This window comes from Myxococcus sp. AB056 (assembly GCF_006547365.1).
Lineage (GTDB): Bacteria > Myxococcota > Myxococcia > Myxococcales > Myxococcaceae > Myxococcus > Myxococcus virescens.
This window is the reverse complement of record NZ_VHLB01000080.1, coordinates 21450-39592: the sequence shown is the minus strand read 5'-3', so window position 1 is coordinate 39592 and position 18143 is coordinate 21450. Positions and strand designations below refer to the sequence as shown.

The 18143-nt window shown below is 68.9% G+C and carries 16 protein-coding genes; 2 read left to right on the top strand and 14 right to left on the bottom strand.

The features are described from left to right. The 12 genes from FMP39_RS28230 to FMP39_RS28175 form a co-directional block, all read right to left on the bottom strand. The coding region (locus FMP39_RS28230) for a hypothetical protein (RefSeq protein ID WP_141593243.1) at positions 1-411 on the bottom strand (411 nt) is incomplete at its 3' end. Further along, positions 408-1652, bottom strand: a complete 1245-nt coding sequence (locus FMP39_RS28225; RefSeq protein ID WP_141593242.1) for a hypothetical protein — start codon at positions 1650-1652, stop codon at positions 408-410. The genes FMP39_RS28230 and FMP39_RS28225, both read right to left, overlap by 4 nt. After that, positions 1649-2242 (bottom strand): cytochrome c, encoded by a 594-nt coding sequence (locus FMP39_RS28220; protein ID WP_141593241.1) that lies wholly within the window; start codon positions 2240-2242, stop codon positions 1649-1651. The genes FMP39_RS28225 and FMP39_RS28220 overlap by 4 nt, the downstream gene beginning before the upstream one ends. Beyond that, on the bottom strand, positions 2239-2784 hold the full coding sequence (locus FMP39_RS28215) for a DUF3341 domain-containing protein (RefSeq protein ID WP_011556030.1): 546 nt from the start codon (positions 2782-2784) through the stop codon (positions 2239-2241). The genes FMP39_RS28220 and FMP39_RS28215 overlap by 4 nt, the downstream gene beginning before the upstream one ends. A gap of 5 nt (positions 2785-2789) precedes the next feature. Further along, entirely contained in the window at positions 2790-4229 is a 1440-nt protein-coding gene (gene nrfD, locus FMP39_RS28210) for an NrfD/PsrC family molybdoenzyme membrane anchor subunit (protein ID WP_090492144.1), read from the bottom strand. Between the two features lie 3 nt (positions 4230-4232). After that, on the bottom strand, positions 4233-7427 hold the full coding sequence (locus tag FMP39_RS28205) for a TAT-variant-translocated molybdopterin oxidoreductase (RefSeq protein ID WP_141593245.1): 3195 nt from the start codon (positions 7425-7427) through the stop codon (positions 4233-4235). Beyond that, the gene (locus FMP39_RS28200; RefSeq protein ID WP_090492146.1) at positions 7424-8086 is read right to left on the bottom strand and encodes a cytochrome c3 family protein; all 663 of its coding nucleotides are present in this window, start codon (positions 8084-8086) and stop codon (positions 7424-7426) included. Before FMP39_RS28200 ends, FMP39_RS28205 begins: the two co-directional genes overlap by 4 nt. 401 nt (positions 8087-8487) lie before the next feature. Continuing rightward, entirely contained in the window at positions 8488-8853 is a 366-nt protein-coding gene (locus tag FMP39_RS28195; RefSeq protein WP_141593240.1) for an HNH endonuclease, read from the bottom strand. A 1-nt stretch (position 8854) separates the two neighbouring features. Beyond that, a complete protein-coding gene (gene pdeM, locus FMP39_RS28190) occupies positions 8855-9508 on the bottom strand; it encodes a ligase-associated DNA damage response endonuclease PdeM (RefSeq protein ID WP_141593239.1) in 654 nt (217 codons plus the stop codon). After that, positions 9478-12060, bottom strand: coding sequence for a ligase-associated DNA damage response DEXH box helicase (locus FMP39_RS28185; protein WP_141593238.1), 2583 nt, complete (start codon positions 12058-12060; stop codon positions 9478-9480). Before FMP39_RS28185 ends, pdeM begins: the two co-directional genes overlap by 31 nt. Further along, complete coding sequence (locus tag FMP39_RS28180; RefSeq protein ID WP_141593237.1) at positions 12047-13642, bottom strand: ATP-dependent DNA ligase; 1596 nt, start codon at positions 13640-13642, stop codon at positions 12047-12049. The genes FMP39_RS28185 and FMP39_RS28180 overlap by 14 nt, the downstream gene beginning before the upstream one ends. A gap of 3 nt (positions 13643-13645) precedes the next feature. Further along, entirely contained in the window at positions 13646-14698 is a 1053-nt protein-coding gene (locus FMP39_RS28175; protein ID WP_141593236.1) for a ligase-associated DNA damage response exonuclease, read from the bottom strand. Between the two features lie 178 nt (positions 14699-14876). On the opposite strand from FMP39_RS28175, the gene FMP39_RS28170 reads away from it, so the two are divergent. After that, a complete protein-coding gene (locus tag FMP39_RS28170; protein WP_141593235.1) occupies positions 14877-16370 on the top strand; it encodes an anthranilate synthase component I family protein in 1494 nt (497 codons plus the stop codon). Then, positions 16367-16930, top strand: coding sequence for an aminodeoxychorismate/anthranilate synthase component II (locus tag FMP39_RS28165; RefSeq protein WP_141593234.1), 564 nt, complete (start codon positions 16367-16369; stop codon positions 16928-16930). The genes FMP39_RS28170 and FMP39_RS28165 overlap by 4 nt, the downstream gene beginning before the upstream one ends. Here the strand turns inward: FMP39_RS28165 and FMP39_RS28160 are convergent, their stop codons facing one another. Both FMP39_RS28160 and FMP39_RS28155 read right to left on the bottom strand, forming a co-directional pair. Further along, on the bottom strand, positions 16931-17536 hold the full coding sequence (locus FMP39_RS28160) for a histidine phosphatase family protein (protein ID WP_141593233.1): 606 nt from the start codon (positions 17534-17536) through the stop codon (positions 16931-16933). A 62-nt stretch (positions 17537-17598) separates the two neighbouring features. Continuing rightward, positions 17599-18129: a hypothetical protein gene (locus FMP39_RS28155; RefSeq protein WP_228558396.1), complete on the bottom strand. Its 531-nt coding sequence runs from the start codon at positions 18127-18129 to the stop codon at positions 17599-17601. Positions 18130-18143: the final 14 nt, after the last annotated feature.

Genomic DNA, 18143 nt, shown 5'->3' with positions numbered 1-18143 from the left:
GGTCGGAGCAGGGGGCGGGTTGCGCTTCTGCTCGATGACCGTCTTCATCGCGGCGTCGATGCCGGGGTGCTGCTTCACGCCCGGCTGGTCACCCCAGCCGGCGCTCAGCGCCTGGTCCTGGCCGCTGATCTTGTCCACGGCGTGCCAGTCCTGCTCGAACAGGCGCTGGTTGACGATGCCCACCTCGTACTGGCCCATGGCCGCGGGACGCGGCGGCGGACCGTCCGGCTGGATGTCGGCCATGGTCCGGACCTGGATGGTGTAGGCCCAGACGATGCCCACCGCGAAGATGGCGAGCGCACCCACGCCGACGCCCACCACCTTGCCCATGACCAGGTGGTCTTCTTCCGCCGCCACGCCGTGCGCGCCGACGATGACGCGCGACTCGAGCTCAACCTGGGTCTTCTTCATGGCTGCACGTACCTCAAGGACTCGGCGATGTAGGGGTCCTTCACCGTGAGCGTGTAGTGGCCACGCGCCAGGAAGAGGGCGAAGCCCACCGCGATGCCACCCACTCCGAAGAAGGCCGTGAGCAGCGACCAGTGGAACGTCGGGCCCGCTTCACCGGTCAGCGCTGGCCACACCAGCCAGTACAGGTCCACCGCGTGGATGATGAGCAGGTACGCCGCCACCCAGGCCAGCTTCCGAGGCTGCAGCTTCAGCTTGCGCGACAGCAGGATGCCGAAGGGCAGCAGGAAGTGGAGGAAGAACAGGGCGATGGACATCGACCGCCACGGGCCGAACATGCGCAGGCCGTACCAGGGCGCCTCTTCCGGGATGTTCGCGATCCACACCAGCATGAACTGGGAGAAGGCGATGTAGGCCCAGAAGGCGGTGAAGGCGAGCATCAGCTTGCCGAGGTTGTGGAAGTGGTCCAGCTTCACGACGCTGCCGTAGAGGTCCTTGCCCTGGGCGCTCACCGTGACGATGGTCAGGATGCAGAAGGCCGCCAGGAAGCTTCCGGCGAAGTAATAGACGCCGAAGATGGTCGACTGCCAGAGCGGCGTGAGGCTCATCAGCCAGTCGAAAGAAGCGAACGTGATGGTGAGGGCAAGGAACGGCAGCACACCCGGAGAGAACTTGCGCTGCTTCACCGTGAAGTCGAGTCCACCCTCGGTGTCCTGCTTCAGGCTCCACGACCGCAGCCGCCAGGCCGCGAAGGTCCACACGCCGAAGTAGATGATGTGGCGAACGCCCACGCCGGGGGGGAACGAGAGGTGGTTGTTCAGGTACCCGTGCTGCTTGTGGCTCAGGTGCTCCAGCTCCAGGCTGGAGTAGCCCTTGGTCAGCTCGGAGCCTTCCCACCAGGGGTAGAGGTAGGTGGCCATGGCCAGCAGCGGCAGGGCCAGCACGAAGAACACCGGAATCACCGCGGAGGCCGTCTCCATCGTCCGGCGCAGTACGATGAGCCACTTGGCCTTCGCCGTGTGGAAGATGGCCTGCATGATGAGGAAGGCGACGCTGATGCCCACCCAGTAGGTGAAGCCAATCAGATAGGCGTGCGCCGTCTCACCCTTGGCGTCGGTGGCGAAGAAGCCACCCAGCGTGGCCAGGAGGCAGAGAATGCCCACGGCGAACGCGGGCACCATGAGCTTCGGCGTGCCGGTGTACGGCCCGAAGTTGGTGTGCGAGTTGGTGACGGGGGGACTCATCGGTTCTCCTGCGGAACGGGCTGCTGGCCGTCCGTGCGGGTATTGCGGGCCGTCTGGAGTGCGCGGACGTAGGCAACCACGGCCCAGCGCTCGCGCAGGTCGAGCTCACCGGAGAAGGACGGCATCACGCCGTAGCCCTCGTTGATGGCCACGTAGAAGTGGCCGTCCGACTTGCTCTCCAGGTCCAGCAGCGAGGGAGGCAGGCGCAGGGCCATGTTCTCCGCGACGATGCTGTTTCCATCGCCGAGCACGCCGTGACACTGCGAGCAGACGATGTTGTACTTCTTCTGACCCAGGGTCAGCAGGTTCTGGTCCACCGTGATGGGCACGTGGGCCACCGGCTGGCCGGCGCTGCGGCCGGTGAGGGCCACCTGGCGCTGGGTCGGGTCCTTGAGCTCGGGGAGCTTGTCGAAGCGCTCACGCGGAACCGTGCCCACGGGAGGCGTGCGCATGGAGCGACCATCCGCCCAGAAGTCGGACGCCTCGTAGTACTCGTACTTCGCCTGGTGCTCCATTCGCTGGAGGAACTCCGAGCTGACGTTGCAGCCCGTGAGCGTGGCGAGTCCGGCGGCGGGGATGAGCCACCTCATTCCTTCTCTCCCGTGACGAGGGTCACCTGGGTCGCGCCCAGGGCCTTGAGCTGATCCATGACCGGCGCCGCGTCCGTGCCCGTCGCCTGGGGCACGCTCAGCCAGTAGCCGTGCGTGGAGGCGGTGCGGAACTCCTCGGACTCGAAGACGGGGTGGTACGGCTGGGGCAGGCGGCTGAGCCCCAGCAGACCGAAGAAGATGCCGAAGGCGGCGAACAGCACCCCCAGCTCGAACGTGATGGGCACCCACGCCGGCAGCGACAGCAGCGGGCGACCACCGATGTTGAGCGGGTAGTCGATGGTGTTCATCCACGTCTGCATGGCCAGCGCCGTGGCCACGCCCGTCAGACCGCCGCACAGGGCGATGAAGGGCACGCGCGAGGGTGGCAGACCCAGGGCCTCCGACCCGCCGTGCAGCGGGTACGGAGAGTAGGTGTCCATTCCCTCGAAGCCCTTCTCCCGCATCTGGCGGGTGGCGGTCACGAGGGCGTCCGGCGTCGAGAACTCCGCCAGGACCCAGGAATCGAGAACGGTGGCTTCCATGGCTCTTAGTGAGCTCCGTGGGTGAGGGTGCCGGCGCCGGCAAGCGCATCATCAGAGCCGTGCTGGTGAGCGGCGTGCTTGAGCTCGAGCTGGAGCTCCTTCACCTCGCTGATGGCGACCGCGGGCACGAACTTGAGGAACAGGAGGAACAGGGTGCCGAACAGGCCCAGCGTGCCGATGTAGATGGACCAGTCCACCCACGTGGGGGTGTAGATGCCCCAGGAGGACGGCAGGAAGTCCTGGCTCAGCGAGGTGACGATGATGATGAACCGCTCGCACCACATGCCGATGTTCACCGCGATGGACGCCACCCACATGATGGGGATGCTGGTGCGGCACTTCTTGAACCAGAAGATGTTCGGGGTGATGACGTTGCAGGCAATCATCAGCCAGTACACGCCGGCGTAGGGGCCCGTGGCGCGGTTCACGTAGAAGGTCCAGAGCTCGTACTGGTTCTGCGAGTACCAGGCGACGAAGTGCTCCATCAGGTACCCGTAGGAGACGAGCAGGCCCGTCGCCAGGATGACCTTGTTCATGTTCTCCAGGTGGCGGTCCGTGATGACGTCCCGCAGACCCAGGTACTTGCGCGCCGGGATGATGAGCGTGATCACCATCGCGAAGCCGCTGAACACGGCGCCGGCCACGAAGTACGGCGGGAAGATGGTGGCGTGCCAGCCGGGCAGCAGGGAGACGGCGAAGTCGAACGAAACGATGGTGTGCACGGACACCACGAGCGGCGTGGAGAGACCGGCCAGCAGCAGGTACGCAATCTTGTAGTTGTGCCAGTGCCGACCGGAGCCGCGCCAACCGAGCGCGAACAGGCCGTAGATGGTCCGCTGGAGCTTCGTCTTGGACGAATCACGCAGCGCCGCCAGGTCCGGGATGAGGCCCACGAACCAGAAGAGCGCGGATACCGTGAGGTACGTCGAGATGGCGAACACGTCCCACACCAGCGGCGAGCGGAACTGCGGCCACGCGCCCAGGGTGCTGGGGTAGGGGAACAGCCAGAAGGCGAACCAGGGACGGCCGGTGTGCAGCAGCGGGAACAGACCGGCGCACATGACGGCGAACAGCGTCATGGCTTCCGCGAACCGGTTGATGCTCGTGCGCCACTTCTGCTGGAAGAGCAGGAGGATGGCGGAGATGAGCGTACCGGCGTGGCCGATACCGACCCACCAGACGAAGTTGATGATGTCGAACGCCCAGCCGACCGGCTGGTTGTTACCCCACACGCCGATACCGCGGGCCAGCGTGTAGGTGACACCGATGACGAGCAGGCCCAGCGCGCTGAGCGACAGGCCGAAGAGCATGAACCAGCCCTTGCCCGGCTTGCGCCAGACATGGTCCAGCAGCGTCTCGTTCAGGGTCGCGTCGTCATGGTGCGGCGCGACGAGGGGTCGTGGCTCGAGCGGGTCGTGATACGTGGTGGAAGCAGTTTCAGCCATGGCTTAGTGGCTCCCTTGGTTCGCAGCGGCGGGCGCGGCGGGCTCGAGGGCGGGGTTGGGATTGCGGACGCGGATGAGGTGCGCGGTGCGCGGGCGGGTGCCCAGCTCGTGGAGCAGCTTGTACGCGCGCTCGTCCTCGTGGAGCTGCGTGACGCGCTGCTGCGGGTCGTTGAGGGAGCCGAAGGTGATGGCCTGCGTGGGGCAGGTCTGCTGGCAGGCCGTCTGCAGCTCCTTCTCATTGATGAGGCGCTTCTCGACGCGGGCGTCGATGCGCACTCGCTCGATGCGCTGGACGCAGTACGTGCACTTCTCCATCACGCCGCGGTTGCGGACGGTGACGTCCGGGTTCATCAGCATCTTCTCGGTGGCCGTCTTGTCCGCCGTGTAGTGCAGGTAGTTGAACCGGCGCACCTTGTACGGGCAGTTGTTCGAGCAGTACCGGGTGCCGACGCAGCGGTTGTACACCATGTCGTTGAGGCCCTCGTCCGAGTGCACGGTGGCGTTCACCGGGCAGACGTACTCGCAGGGGGCCTTCTCGCAGTGCACGCACATCACCGGCTGCATGACCATCCGGGGGTCGCTCTCGCTGCCCTCGAAGTAGCGGTCGATGCGCAGCCACTGCATCTCACGGCTGACGGAGACCTGCTGCTTGCCCACGACGGGGATGTTGTTCTCCGCCTGGCAGGCAATCACGCACGCGCTGCAGCCGGTGCAGCGCGACAGGTCGATGGCCATGCCCCACTTGTAGCCCTGGGGGTTATCGGGGCCCTTGTCGTAGTTGAAGGGCCTCAGGATGTCCTGGACTTTGAACTTCAGCTCGCTCTTGACGCGGTGGAGCGTGTGCTGCGTCGCGATGGACGGGTTCTTCAGCTCGGACAGCGGCATGTCCAGCGCGAGCGGGCGGTTCTCCATCCGCCAGTGCGTCTGGGTCAGGCTGAACTTGTAGCTGCCGCGCACATTGGTGAGCGTGGCACCGCCGTCGAACCAGGGGGCCTTCACGGTGCGCACCGCGTTGGCGTTGAAGCCCACCGCCTTGGCCACCTGCTCGTGCAGGCCGTCACGGCCGTAGCCCAGCGCCATCGTCACGGTGTCGTCCGCGTGGCCGGGGGTGATCCAGACCGGCACGGTCAGCTTGCGGCCGCCGTAGGTCAGCTCCGCCAGGTCACCGGGCTCGAGGCTCAGCCTCTTGGCGGTCTCCGGGCTCAGCAGCGCGGCGTTGTCCCAGGTCATCTTGGTGATGGGGTCTGGGAGCTCCTGCAGCCAGGAGTTGTTGCCGAAGCGGCCGTCGAAGATCTTGTAGTCGTAGACGAAGTTGATCTCGAGCTCGCCCGTGGCGGGGGCCGTGTAGCCCGTCACCAGCGCGGAGGCAGCGCCGAAGTCCGGAGCGCCCTGCACCGGGGCGGCCTGCGTGCCGGGGATGGCACCATCCGACACCCAGCTCTCCCAGCGGGCCTCGAAGTCACCCTGGCCCTCGGACTGCCCCTGCCAGTAGTCGCGCAGCATCTGGTACGCGGGGCGGTAGGGCTCGTCGAGGAACATCGCCAGCAGCTCGGACTCCGGCACGCCGTTGTAGAGCGGCTGGATGAGCGGCTGGGCAATGGCCACGGTGCCGTCGAACGAACGGCCGTCGCTCCACGTCTCCAGCGGGTGCGTCGCGGGGACGAACCAGTCGGCGTACTGGCTGGTCTCGTCCTCGTAGAGGCCCGTGTAGAGAACGGTGAGGTTGCCGCGGTTGGGGTTGGTCGCCGGGTCCAGCAGCTCCTTCAGACCCGTGTCCGCCGGAACCGAGAACACCGGGTTCCAGCTCGTGATGACCAGCGTGTCCACGCGGCCCGCCGTGATGTCCTCCACCAGCGCGCGGACCTGGCTCAGGCCCTCCTGCTCCGCGATGGACGACTGCACGTACTTCACCGTGGTGCCGGTGTTGCCCAGCGCGGCGTTGATGGCGTGGGCCAGCGCGTGGACCGCGGCCGGCTGACGCTCACCCGCGACCACCAGGGTGCGGCCCGGACGCGCGGCGCGCAGGTCCGCGACGACCGCCTGCACCCAGGCGTTGTGGTCCGACTTCAGCGACGCCTTGTTGGCGGCGGCGCCAGCCAGCGAGGCGGCGGGGCCACCCACGGCCTGGGCCACGGCGGCGGCGACCGCGAGCACTTCCTGCGACTTCACGCGCAGGCGGTGGTCGGCCATGCCGCCGGTGATGGAGAAGCGGGCCTCGGCCACGTAGAGCCGGTTGAGCGGACCGTTGTTCGGGTCGCGGCGGTTGGCGAACTGGCGCGCGTAGCCCAGGTTCTCCGGGCGGCTCTCCAGGAAGTCCGCGTCCAGCGACAGGACGATGTCCGCCTGGGCGAAGTCGTAGACGGCCGAAACGGGCTGTCCGCCGAAGAGCGCGCGGAGCGCCTCGTCCTGCGTGTCGTGCGTCTGCGCGGTGTAGCTGTGGAAGCGCGCGTTCGGCAGCTTCTTCAGGATGCGGCTGCGCAGGTCGCCGGTCAGCGGCGAGTTGCCGGGCTCGGACAGGAAGCGCACGCGGCTGCCACCGTCATTGGCGGCGGCCTTGCTGGCGGCGTTGACCAGCTCCTCGCGCAGGACGCGGAGGGCGCGGGGGCTCTTGCCCTGACGGAGCACGCGGGCGCGGCTCGGGTCGTACAGGGACAGCAGGAACGCCTGCTCCCAGGGGCCAGCGGCGCCCTGGTTGACCGGGTGGTCCGGGTTGCCCTCGATCTTCACGGGGCGACCCTCGCGGGCGGTGATGAGCAGACCGGAGGTGTGACCGGCCAGCGTCATGCCGGACGCGTAGTGGAGCGGGTTGCCCGGGACGAGCTCGGGGGGCGTCTTGGTGTACGGCAGGATGCGCTCATCCACCGGACGGGTGCTGCACGCCGTGGCGCCGGCCAGGGCCAGCGAGGCGCCCAGCAGGTGCATGAACTCGCGGCGGGCGAAGCCCGTGGGCGCCAGGTCCGCGCCGACGGGGAACTCCGGCCGCGTCGCTTCCATGTAGTCGGGCGTGCCGAGCTTCTCCTCCAGGCTGCGCCAGTACGTCTGGCCATAGCCGGGCTCGGAGGGGGAGGCATTGGCCGCCGCGTGCTCGAGCGCCTCGCCGACAACGTCGGACCTGGCGGCAGGCCGGTCCGTGACGACCGGGAGCGCGAAGGAGGAGGGGGTATCCTGCGACGGGGCGCCGTCGCGCTTCGTGTTCATCGGTGGCATGTGGAGCAGCTCTCGCGCGAGTGGACGTCGTACGCTTCAGCCAACTGGCGGCCAAGCTCAGCGGCCTTGGCCTTGTCTTCGGGCGGGGTCCACGTCATGGACGTGATGAACTCCGCCGGACGCAGGTGGGGCTCCGGATTGCGGTGGCAATCCAGGCACCAGGCCATGGTGAGCGGCGCAGCCTGCTCCACGGCGGCCATCTGGTCGACGCGGCCGTGGCAGGTGGCGCAGCCGACGCCCTTGGCCACGTGGATGGAGTGGTTGAAGTAGACGAAGTCCGGCAGGTTGTGCACGCGGACCCAGGGAATGGGCTGGTCGGAGAAGAACGCCTTGCGGACCTCGTTGAGGTACGGGCTCTTGTTCCAGACCTGTGCGTGGCAGGACATGCACACCGTGGTGGAGGGGATGCCCGCAGAGGGCGACTCCTCGACCGACCAGTGACAGTACCGACAGTCAATCTGCTCATCACCCGCGTGGTGGCGGTGATCGAACTCGATCGGCTGTTCAATGGGCCGCTGCTGGCCAGTGACGTACGGCGAGCGCACGTAGGCCATGAGACCGCCGATACCGATGGCGGGCACGGCAAGGAGCGCCGCGGCGGACAGCCGCGACACCGTGTTCGTCCAACGTGGGAAGAGAGGGCCGCTCATACCTGGACCATGGGCAAGGGGGCTTCGACAACAGCACTCGTGAAGGGAACGAAAGGCGAGGCGTGGGCGTTACCGGGCACAGGGAGCGGAGGGGCATTCCCGGCCCCACTGGGGCGGGTGGGCGGTAGCTCCTGGCGCACTGAAGGCGAAGCGGACACGTCCAACGAAACCTCTATTAGTAATGCCGTGGGCGGGGCCCTCCTCCTCTCCCTGCCCTAATGCGGCGCGGGACCATCGGGCATCGACACGGCAGTGTCAACCATTCAGATGTGGCGGCAAGGGGATACCACTTCCTCGCGCGAGGGCGGAAAGTCGCGGTCGCGCGGTGATGAATCTCTCTTCTGGAGGGAGGTAGGGACGATTGAGCAAAGCACCCGTCGGGGAGGATCACTCCGGGTGTTTCACGGCTCTTCGTCGGTCTCCGGCTTCCGCCAGCGCGAGAGGCGCCGGGCCAGAAGCCTTTCCACCAGCTCCCGGGCGCGTGCGTCCCGGTGATAACGGGCGTCATGCCGGGTGCCCTTGCCCTGATTGCACCGGGCGCAGGCCAGGCCCAGGTTGCTCAGCGCCTCGGTGCCCCCGGCCGTCTTCGGGAGGATGTGCTCGATGGTGGCGCGGCTGATCGGCTCGCCATCCAAGCCGACCCATAAGTGCGCGTTGCAGTGCAAGCACTTGCCGAGCCACGCCTCGCGGTCCCGGTGGTTGGAGCGCTCGAAGGTATTATCTGTTTCGATGATACCCAGTATTTTGCGGCGTTTGGCGTGGCTCATCCTACACCTCGACGACTGCGGGGCCGGCGACGGCGAAAATGCGATCGCCCGCGCGGCGGGAGACGTTGAGTCCACCCGTGAAGGCGCTGAAGGCCGGAAGCACGCCCACGCCGCGACCCACCTGGAAGCAGGGAAGACGCAGTGTGTCGCTCCTGCCGCCCAGCCGCACCATGGGGTGGAGGTGACCTGCCCATACATAGCGGCCTGAAACGGGCTCCGGGTGGTGGGCGAAGTGGAAGGGGCCTTCGTCGATGGAGGACTCGCGGACGTCCAGGCGCCAGCGGTCGGGCAGTGTCTTCACGTGCCGGTCATGGTTGCCCCGCACCAGGACGCACTCCACCGACGCGTGGGACTCCCGCCACTCCGCCAGCCGCTCCACCACGGCGGCGGTGAGGCCCTGGCGTGAGTGGATGAGGTCTCCCAGCAGGAGCAGGCGGTGGGCACCGGTGGTGGTGAGCGCCGCGGACAGGCGGGCCAGGTCGTCCTCCAGCACGCCCGCGGGCAGGGGGATGCCGTGCTGCTGGAAGCTCTCCGTCTTGCCCCAGTGCAGGTCCGCCACGGCCAGGGTGCCAGTGTCGGGCCAGTACAGGGCGCGCTCCGGGAGCAGCTCCAGCAGGGTGCCCTCTATGCGGACCTGGCATCTTCGCGAGTCCATCGCTCCTTCAATCGCTCCACCCGCTCCAGCAGGGACTCGCTCGACAGGCTCGCGCTGATGCGCTCGACGACGAGCGGGAAGCCCAGGGGCGTGGGCCGGCGGACATGGATGAGCTCCAGGGGCGCGGCTTGAAGCCGCTCCAGGGTCCGCTCCAGGCGCCCCTCCTCGAATTGTTGCTCCAGCACCTCCCGGCGGGCCTGGACGAGCAGGAGGTTGTCCGGGTCGTATTTGAGGAAGACGTCGTGCAGCAGCGACGCGCTGGCCTGGACCTGCCGCGAGGACTTGCGCGCGCCGGGCAGCCCCGGCAGCACCAGCCCGGCGATGCGGGCGATGTCGCGGAACTGGCGCTTTGACAGCTCGCCGACGTTGACGCTCTCCAGGACGTCCGCCTCCAGGCGCTCGCGGGTGAAGAGCGCGGGGTGCAGCGCCTCCTCGAAGGGGAAGGGCGTGGGCGTGAGCAGCTCCAGGCCGTAGTCATTCACCGACAGGGTGAAGGTGGCCTTTCGCAGGCGCGTCAGCCGCAGCGCCAGCAGCGCCGCCAGTCCTTCGTGCACCAACCGTCCTTCAAAGGGATAGAGGAAGAGATGGTGCCCGTCGCGCGTCTGGCACGTCTCCGCCAGCAGGATGTCCGCCGCGGGGATGCGGGACAGGCGGGCCTGCGCGTCCAGCACGGGCCAGGCGGCGGCCAGTTCGTCCGACGTGACATCGCCGTGGCGCGCGGTGTCCAGCGTGCGCCGAACGGCGGCGGCCAGTGAGCCGGACAAGGGCAGGCGGCTGCCGCCCCAGCGCGGCGTCTGGGTGACCTTCGTCTTCGCGGGCCGCACGTAGGCGGTCATGTCCTGGATGCGGCTGAACTCCAGCTTCTTCCCCGCGAAGATGAAGGTGTCGCCCGGCTTGAGGCGGCTGACGTAGGACTCCTCCACGCTGCCCAGGCGCCCTCCGCTCCAGTAACGCAACTGCACCACCGCGTCAGAGGTGATGGTACCGATGTTGAGGCGGTGCATGCGGGCCACGCGCGCGTCCGCGACGACGCAGCGGCCCTCGTGCTCCACCACGCGCCGGAACTCCGGGTAGGCGCGCAGCGTCGGGCTGCCTTCGCGGACCAGGGACACAGTCCACGCGAACTCCTCGTCGGTGAGGCCGGCGAAGGCCGCCGCGGTGCGCACCTCGTCTCGCAGGGCGCCGGGCGTGAAGCCGCCTCCCAATGCGCACGTCACCAGGTGCTGCGCCAGGACGTCCAGCGGCTTGCCCGGCGGTGTGCGGGCCTCCACCTCGCGGCGCAGGAGCGCGTCCTTGGCGGCGGCCATCTCTACCAGCTCGAGCGCGTGCGTGGGGACGAAGAGGATGTGACAGGTGGCGCCCGGGCGGTGGGCGCTGCGGCCCGCGCGCTGCATCGTGCGGCCAATGCCCTTGGGACTGCCCACCTGTACCACGCGCTCCACCGGGCCGAAGTCCACGCCCAGGTCCAGCGACGAGGTGCACACCACGATGCGCAGCGAGCCTTCCTTGAGGCCGCTCTCCACGCGCTCGCGCTCCTCGCGTTCGATGGAACCATGGTGGAGCGCGATGAGGTGCGCCCACTCCGGGCGGGCGAAGCGCAGTCCTTCGAACCAGCGCTCGGCCTGGGAGCGCGTATTGGTGAAGATGAGCGTGGAGCGCTCCGCGTCCAGCCACGCGCCCACGCGGGCCAGCATGGAGAAGCCCAGGTGGCCCGCCCAGGGGAACGCATCCACGGATTCGGGCAGCAATGTCTCGACGACGACGGGCCGCTCCAACGCCGCGCTCACAATCGTGGGCGTCTGGCCGGTGCCCACGGCGTGGCGGGCGGCCTCTTCCAGATTGGCCAGCGTGGCGGACAGCGCCCAGGTGCGCAGGCCCGGCGCGAAGTGGCGCAGGCGGGCCATCGCCAACTCCAACTGCGAACCCCGCTTGGAGCCAAGGAGTTCGTGCCATTCATCCACGATGACGGAGCGCAGTGATGCGAACAGCTCCGGGGCCCGCTCATGCGTGAGCAGGACGCACAGCGACTCCGGCGTGGTGATGAGCACCTGCGGCAGGCGCTCTCGCTGACGCTGGCGCACCGACGAGGACGTGTCGCCGGTGCGGCTCTCCACGGTGATGTCCGCGTCCAGCACGGTGAGCGGCTCCCTCAACGCCTTCTCCACGTCCCGGGACACCGCGCGCAGCGGCGTCACGTAGAGGAGTTGAAGCCCTGGCTGTCCATTCGCCGCGACGTCCGCGAGCGGACCCAGGTAGGCCGCGTACGTCTTGCCCGCGCCGGTGGGGACGTGGATGAGCCCGCTTTCGCCGCGCGCATGGGCGGCCCAGGCTTCTTCTTGAAACGGATAGGGTGTCCACCCCTTCGCGCGGAACCAGCCGCGCAGCCGCTCCAGGGGTGGTTCATTCGTTTGAGCTCGAGTCGATGCGCGCTGGACGCGAGGTCGCCTGGGCTTGCGCGGCGCCTCCGTGGTTGGAGGCTCGGTGGTGGCGCGCAGGGCCTTGCGACTGGCGGCAATCTGCGCCCGCAGCGAGCGGGGTCTACCCGCTGGCATGGAGCAGCTCCTTGAGCGAGTCCAGCGTGTCCGCGTCCTGCGGCTTCTTGTCCGTCCGCCAGCGGGCGATTCGGGGGAATCGCAGCGCGACGCCCGACTTGTGACGCGGCGAGGACTGGATGCCCTCGAAGTGCAGTTTGAAGACCTGTTCAGGCTCCACCGAGCGCACGGGGCCGTACTTCTCCCGCGTGTGCGCGCGAATCCACCGGTCCAGCCGGCCAATCTCCGCGTCCGTCAGGCCGGAGTACGCCTTCGTCACGGGCTGGAGCTCCGTGCCGTTCCACACCGCGAAGGTGTAGTCGGTGTACAGCGACGAGCGCCGGCCGTGGCCCGGATGCGCGTACAGCAACACCGCGTCCACCGTGAACGGGTCAATCTTCCACTTCCACCAGTCGCCCCGCTTGCGCCCGGTGAGGTACGGCGACTCCAGGCGCTTGAGCATGAAGCCCTCGACGTTGCGCTCTCGCGCTTCGCCCCGCGCGGTGGCCAGGTCCTCCCAGGTCGCCGCTTGCACGACGGGGGAGACGGGGAGCCGAGGCACGTCTTCCAACAGTGCCTCCAGCTTCGCGCGCCGTTCGCGCAGTGGCTGGCTCCGGAGGTCCTCGCCCCCCAGCTCGAGCATGTCGTAGGCGATGTAGGCCGCGGGCGCTTCGGCCAGCACCTTGGGCGTCAGTTTCTGCCGGCCGATGCGCCGCTGGAGCTGGGCGAAGGGCAGGGGCCTTCCGTCCGCGTAGGCCAACACCTCGCCGTCCAGCACCGTGCCCTCGGGGAGCGCGGCGGCGGCGTCCGCGATTTCGGGGAAGCGCTCGGTGATGAGCTCCTCGCCGCGGCTCCACAGGTGCACGCTGCCCTTGCGGCGGATGAGCTGGCCCCGGATGCCATCCCACTTCCACTCCACCTGCCATTCCGCCCGGTCGCCCAGGTCCCCTGGTGGCTGCTCCAGCGGCGACGCGAGATAGAAGGGGTAGGGCCGGGAGCTGTCGCTGTCCGACACGTCCTGGGACACGAGCTGCCGGAAGAACGTGGGCGAGGGCGTCCACGTCCCCATCAGCCGGTGCGCCACGCTGGGCGCGGGCAGGCCCGCCACCTGCGCCACCGCGCGGACCACCAGCGTGGAGGACACGCCCACCCGCAGTTCACCGGTGAGCATCTTGTTGAGCAGGAACAATTCACGCCGGGGCATGGCGTGCCACCAGGACACCACCTGCTCGCGTTGCCCGGCGGCGTCCAGTTGACGCAGCGGCAACAGGCGTTGCTCCAGCCAGACGGACAGGGGCAGCTCCTCGGTCCGTGCCGGGCGCTCACGGGCGTCCAGCAGCAGGGCAATCACCTCCGCCAGGTCACCCACGGAGGCGTAGACCTCCTCGAAGAGCCAACCGGGGATGCTGGTCAGCTCCTGCGTCCACCCCACCAGCAGCTTCGTGGGAATCAGCCGCTTCAGCTTCTGCCCCGTGAGGAAGTAGAGCGCCCACGCCGCGTCCTCCGGGGGCGCTTCCTGGAAGTAGCGCGCGAGCGCTTCCACCTTGGCGTTGGTGGACGTGGTCTGGTCCAGCGTTTCGTAGAGGTCCGCCAGTCGCCGCACGCGTCAGTCCTCCGCTTCGCCTTCGAAGGGCGTGGCCAGGGGCGCGGCGTCCACGCCCTGCTCGCGCAGGTAGTGGGCCAGCGGCTCGGCGTAGCCGTGCGTCACCAGCACGCGCTCCGCCCGGATGTCCTTCACCGTGCGCAGCAGGTCGGGCCAGTCCGCGTGGTCCGACAGCACGAAGCCGCGGTCGAAGCCCCGGCGGCGGCGGTTGCCTCGAACGCGCATCCAGCCGGACGCGAAGCCGGTTTCATGCTCACCGAAGCGGCGCATCCACGTGGTGCCGTTCGCGCTCGGCGGCGCCAGCACCAGCGCTCCCGCGAACGAGGTGCCCTTCTCCACCTCGGACACCAAGTGCGTGGGCAGCATGCGGACGCCCGCGTCCCGGTATACGTCCACCAGGGAGTGCAAGGCGCCGTGGATGAACACGGCGCGGTCGGTCAGCTTCGCCAGCTCCGCGAGCAGCCGCTGCGCCTTGCCCAGCGCGTAGCAGAACAGCACCGCCGCGCGGCCCAGCGCGCGGTTGGCGTCCCACCAACGCAGGATGTCCTCGGCCACCTGCTCCGTCGCGTCCCAGCGGAAGATGGGCAGGCCGAACGTCGCCTCGGTGATGAAGGTGTGGCAGGGGACGACCTCGAAGGGCGCGCACGTGGGGTCCGGCGCGCGCTTGTAGTCGCCGGACACGACCCAGGTCTCACCGCCGTGCTCCACGCGCACCTGCGCGCTGCCCAGCACGTGGCCCGCGGGATGGAAGCTGACGGTGACTCCGTTGATGCGCAGCCGTTCGCCGTAGTCGAGCGTGTCGATGGTGGCGTCCGCGCCCAATCTCCGGTGGAGCAGTCCCTTGCCCGCCCGGGCGCCCAGGTAGCGGTGGCTGCCACTGCGTGCGTGGTCTCCATGCGCGTGGGTGATGAGCGCCCGGTCCACCGGACGCCAGGGGTCGACGTGGAAGCCGCCGGGAACGCAGTAGAGCCCCTGAGGCGTCACCGTCATCAATGGAGCGGGAGGAGCGGCACTCAAAGTCCCATTCAGATAGCGAGGGGCTTGGAGCCGGACCACCCGGGGTAGGACGCCGCCTCACCGGCGGGAGCTCCCCGGGCTGCTCCCCGGGCACCCGCTGGCCCGGGGGCTTGCGCGACGTGGGGAGGAGAATATCGGACCGCTTGGAGGACTCCCCTCGGACGGGGGATAACCCATCCCCCTGCCGTGATGCGCGGTGGGAAGTGAGTCAAAGACGATGGATGCACAGGAGCGGAAGTCAGCCTATCGGCAGCGCGCGGAGCAGGGTGAGGCGGTGCCGGTGTCGGTGGAGCTGCCGGCGGACCTCGATACGCCGCTGTCGGCCTATCTGAAGCTGGGCGGTGGTTCGCGCGGCTTCATCCTCGAGTCGTGCTACGGCGGCGAGCAGTTCGGCCGCTACAGCCACATCGGCGCGGAGCCCGCGGGCCGCGTGCGGTTGGATCGGAACGGTGCCACCTTGTGGCGCGGCTCGAGCGAGGAGCGCCGGGACGGCAAGCCCCTGGACGTGCTGCGCCAGCTCTGGCGCGAGCTGGCCGTGGCCCGGCTCCCCGGTGAGGCACCCTTCCTGGGCGGGCTCGTGGGGTACATGGGCTACAACTGCTTCTCGTGGCTGGAGCCCACGGTGCCGGACCGGCACCCCAGCGACATCTCCTTCCCGGACTCGGAATGGCTGGTGTGCGAGGACTTCGTCACGCACGACACCCGCACCGGAACGCTCAAGGCCACCGCCATTGCCCGGCCGTCGCTGCACGGCAGCGTGGCCGCCGCGCTGAAGGACGCGGAGGGGCGCGCGCAGGCCATGGCGGACCGGTTGTTGAAACCACTGTCTCCAGAGGCCTATGCGCCAGCGCCGCGCATGCGTGGGGACGTGGCGCCTACCGCGTGCTGGGACCGCGCGGGGTATGAGTCGGCGGTGGCTCAGGCGCAGGAGTACATCCGCGCCGGAGACATCTTCCAGGTCGTGCTCGCGCGCCGCTTCGAATCCCGGGGCGCGCCGCCGCCGCTGTCGCTCTACCGCGCGCTGCGGCGGGTGAATCCATCGCCGTACCTCTTTCTCGTGGAGCTGGGCGAGGCCCGCGCGCTGGTGGGCGCGTCGCCGGAGTTGCTGGTGCAGGTGCGCGACGGGGACGTGGTGGTGCGGCCCATCGCCGGCACCCGGCGCCGTGGCGCGTCCGAGGCCGAGGACCTGGCCCTGGAGAAGGAGCTGCTCGCGGACGAGAAGGAGCGCGCCGAGCACATCATGCTGGTGGACCTGGGGCGCAACGACGTGGGCTGCGTGGCGGCACCTGGCTCGGTGCGCGTCGAGGACATGATGCTCATCGAGCGCTACAGCCACGTGATGCACATCGTGTCGCAGGTGCGCGGCAAGCTCGACGCGAAGTACGACGCGCTGGATGCGCTGGCCAGCACCTTCCCCGCGGGCACGGTGTCGGGCGCGCCCAAGATTCGCGCGATGCAAATCATCGACGAGTTGGAGGTCCAGCGGCGCGGGCCCTACTCGGGCGCGGTGGGTTACCTGTCCTTCTGCGGCACGCTGGACGTGGCGATTGCGCTGCGCACCTTCTTCGTGGACGGAGACCGGACGATGTGGACCTCGGGCGCGGGAGTGGTCGCGGACTCGGTGCCGTCGAAGGAAGCGGACGAGACGGAAGCCAAGGCGGGCGCCATGGCCGCCGCGCTGCGGCTGGCGCGCGAGGGAGGTGGCCGGTGATTCTGGTCATCGACAACTACGACTCCTTCACCTTCAACCTCGTGCAGCTCCTGTACACGTTGGGGGCCGAGGTGAAGGTGGTGCGCAACGACGGCCTGGATGCCGAAGGTGTCGCGGCCTCGGGCGCGTCCCACCTGGTGATTTCGCCGGGGCCCTGCACTCCGCACGAGGCGGGTGTCAGCGTGGCGGCCATTGCCCAGTCACGCGTGCCGGTGCTGGGCGTGTGCCTGGGGCACCAGTCCATTGGCGTGGCCTTCGGCGGCAAGGTGGTGCGCGCGCCAGAGCCGGTGCACGGGAAGGCGGCGCACATCCGGCATGGCGGCACGGGGCTCTTCGCCGGGCTCAGCGAGGGCTTCTCTGCGGCGCGCTATCACTCGCTCATCGTGGAGGCGCCGTCACTGCCCGCCGAGCTGGAAGCCACCGCCTGGAGCCAGGATGGCCTCATCATGGCGCTGCGCCATCGCGAGCGGCCCGTGGTGGGCGTGCAGTTCCATCCGGAGAGCGTGCTCACCCCCGAGGGCCCCGCGCTGGTGCGCAACTTCCTGGAGGGACGACTGTAGCTACGCGCGCAGGTGCGTGGTGTCGTTCCACGACACGATGGCCGGGCGGCGCCTGTCGCCGTCATGGCCGAGCACGCTGATGGACGCGGTGCTCAGCAGGAAGAGGCGGCCTTCCCACGGGGGCAGGCCCAGCCACCGCGCCGCGAGCACGCGAAGCAGGTGCCCGTGGGCGAAGATGAGCACGTCCCCGTCCGTCCGCAGTGCGTCGGCGATGACGCCGTCCACGCGAGTGGCCACCTGCGCCGCGGTCTCTCCGTTGGGGACGCCGTTCTTCCAGATGGTCCAGTCGGGCCGCTCGGCGCGAATCTCCGCGCCGGTGCGCCCCTCGTAGTCGCCGTAGTCCCACTCCATGAGGTCCTCGCGCAGCTGGGCGTAGTCCCCGTAGCCGGCCAGGGCGCAGGTGTCCGCCGCGCGGCTCAGCGGGCTGGTGTAGACGGTGTCGAAGCGCCAGGCCTTCAGCGGCGCGCCGAGAAGGCGGCCCATCTCCCTGCCGGAGCCCAGGAGCGGAATGTCCGTCCGCCCTGTGTGCCGACCGGCGCGGCTCCACTCCGTCTCTCCGTGCCGGACGAGTACCACCTGTTTCCCGGGGGTCTTCATGGCGCGCATTCTGGCAGGGCCCGGGCTCGCGCGCAGGTGGAAGCCAGAGGGCCTTCGGGGCGTCGGGACTTTCAGTGGGCGATGTAAGTCGACGGCAGGAGCGTCTTTCCGCCCCTGCCGTCGAAGAGGCTGTCCTTCAGGTGCAGGTGGATGACGACGCGTGAGCGCTGCTCCAGGGCGCTGCGCGTCGTCGAGAACTGGATGGTTCCGGCTTGGGCGTTGATGAGGCCTGCCAGACTGTCTTCCTTGAACGCGCCCACGTCGTCCAAGCGCACGGTGATGTCCACCTGCTTCACGTACCTGGGCAGGAAGAAGCGCCCCAGGAGGTGCGCGTGGTCCGTGTCCGACAGGTCCATGGCGCGAGCGTTGGGCGAGGGCTCGAAGCGGACGGGCTCGCCGAAGGACGTGACCTCGACCTGGCCCATGCCCAGCAGGACCTTCTCATACTGTGCCGCGTCCTGGCCTCGCAGGCGGATTTCGAAGGCGTCCAGCACGGGGTCTCCCAGCGCCCGCATCAAATCGTCTTCGCTGCTATCGCAGGCACTTGCTCCCAGCACCACGAGCAGACCCGGAATCCACCTGGATTGGGATGGAATCTTCACGACCACGCTCCCTC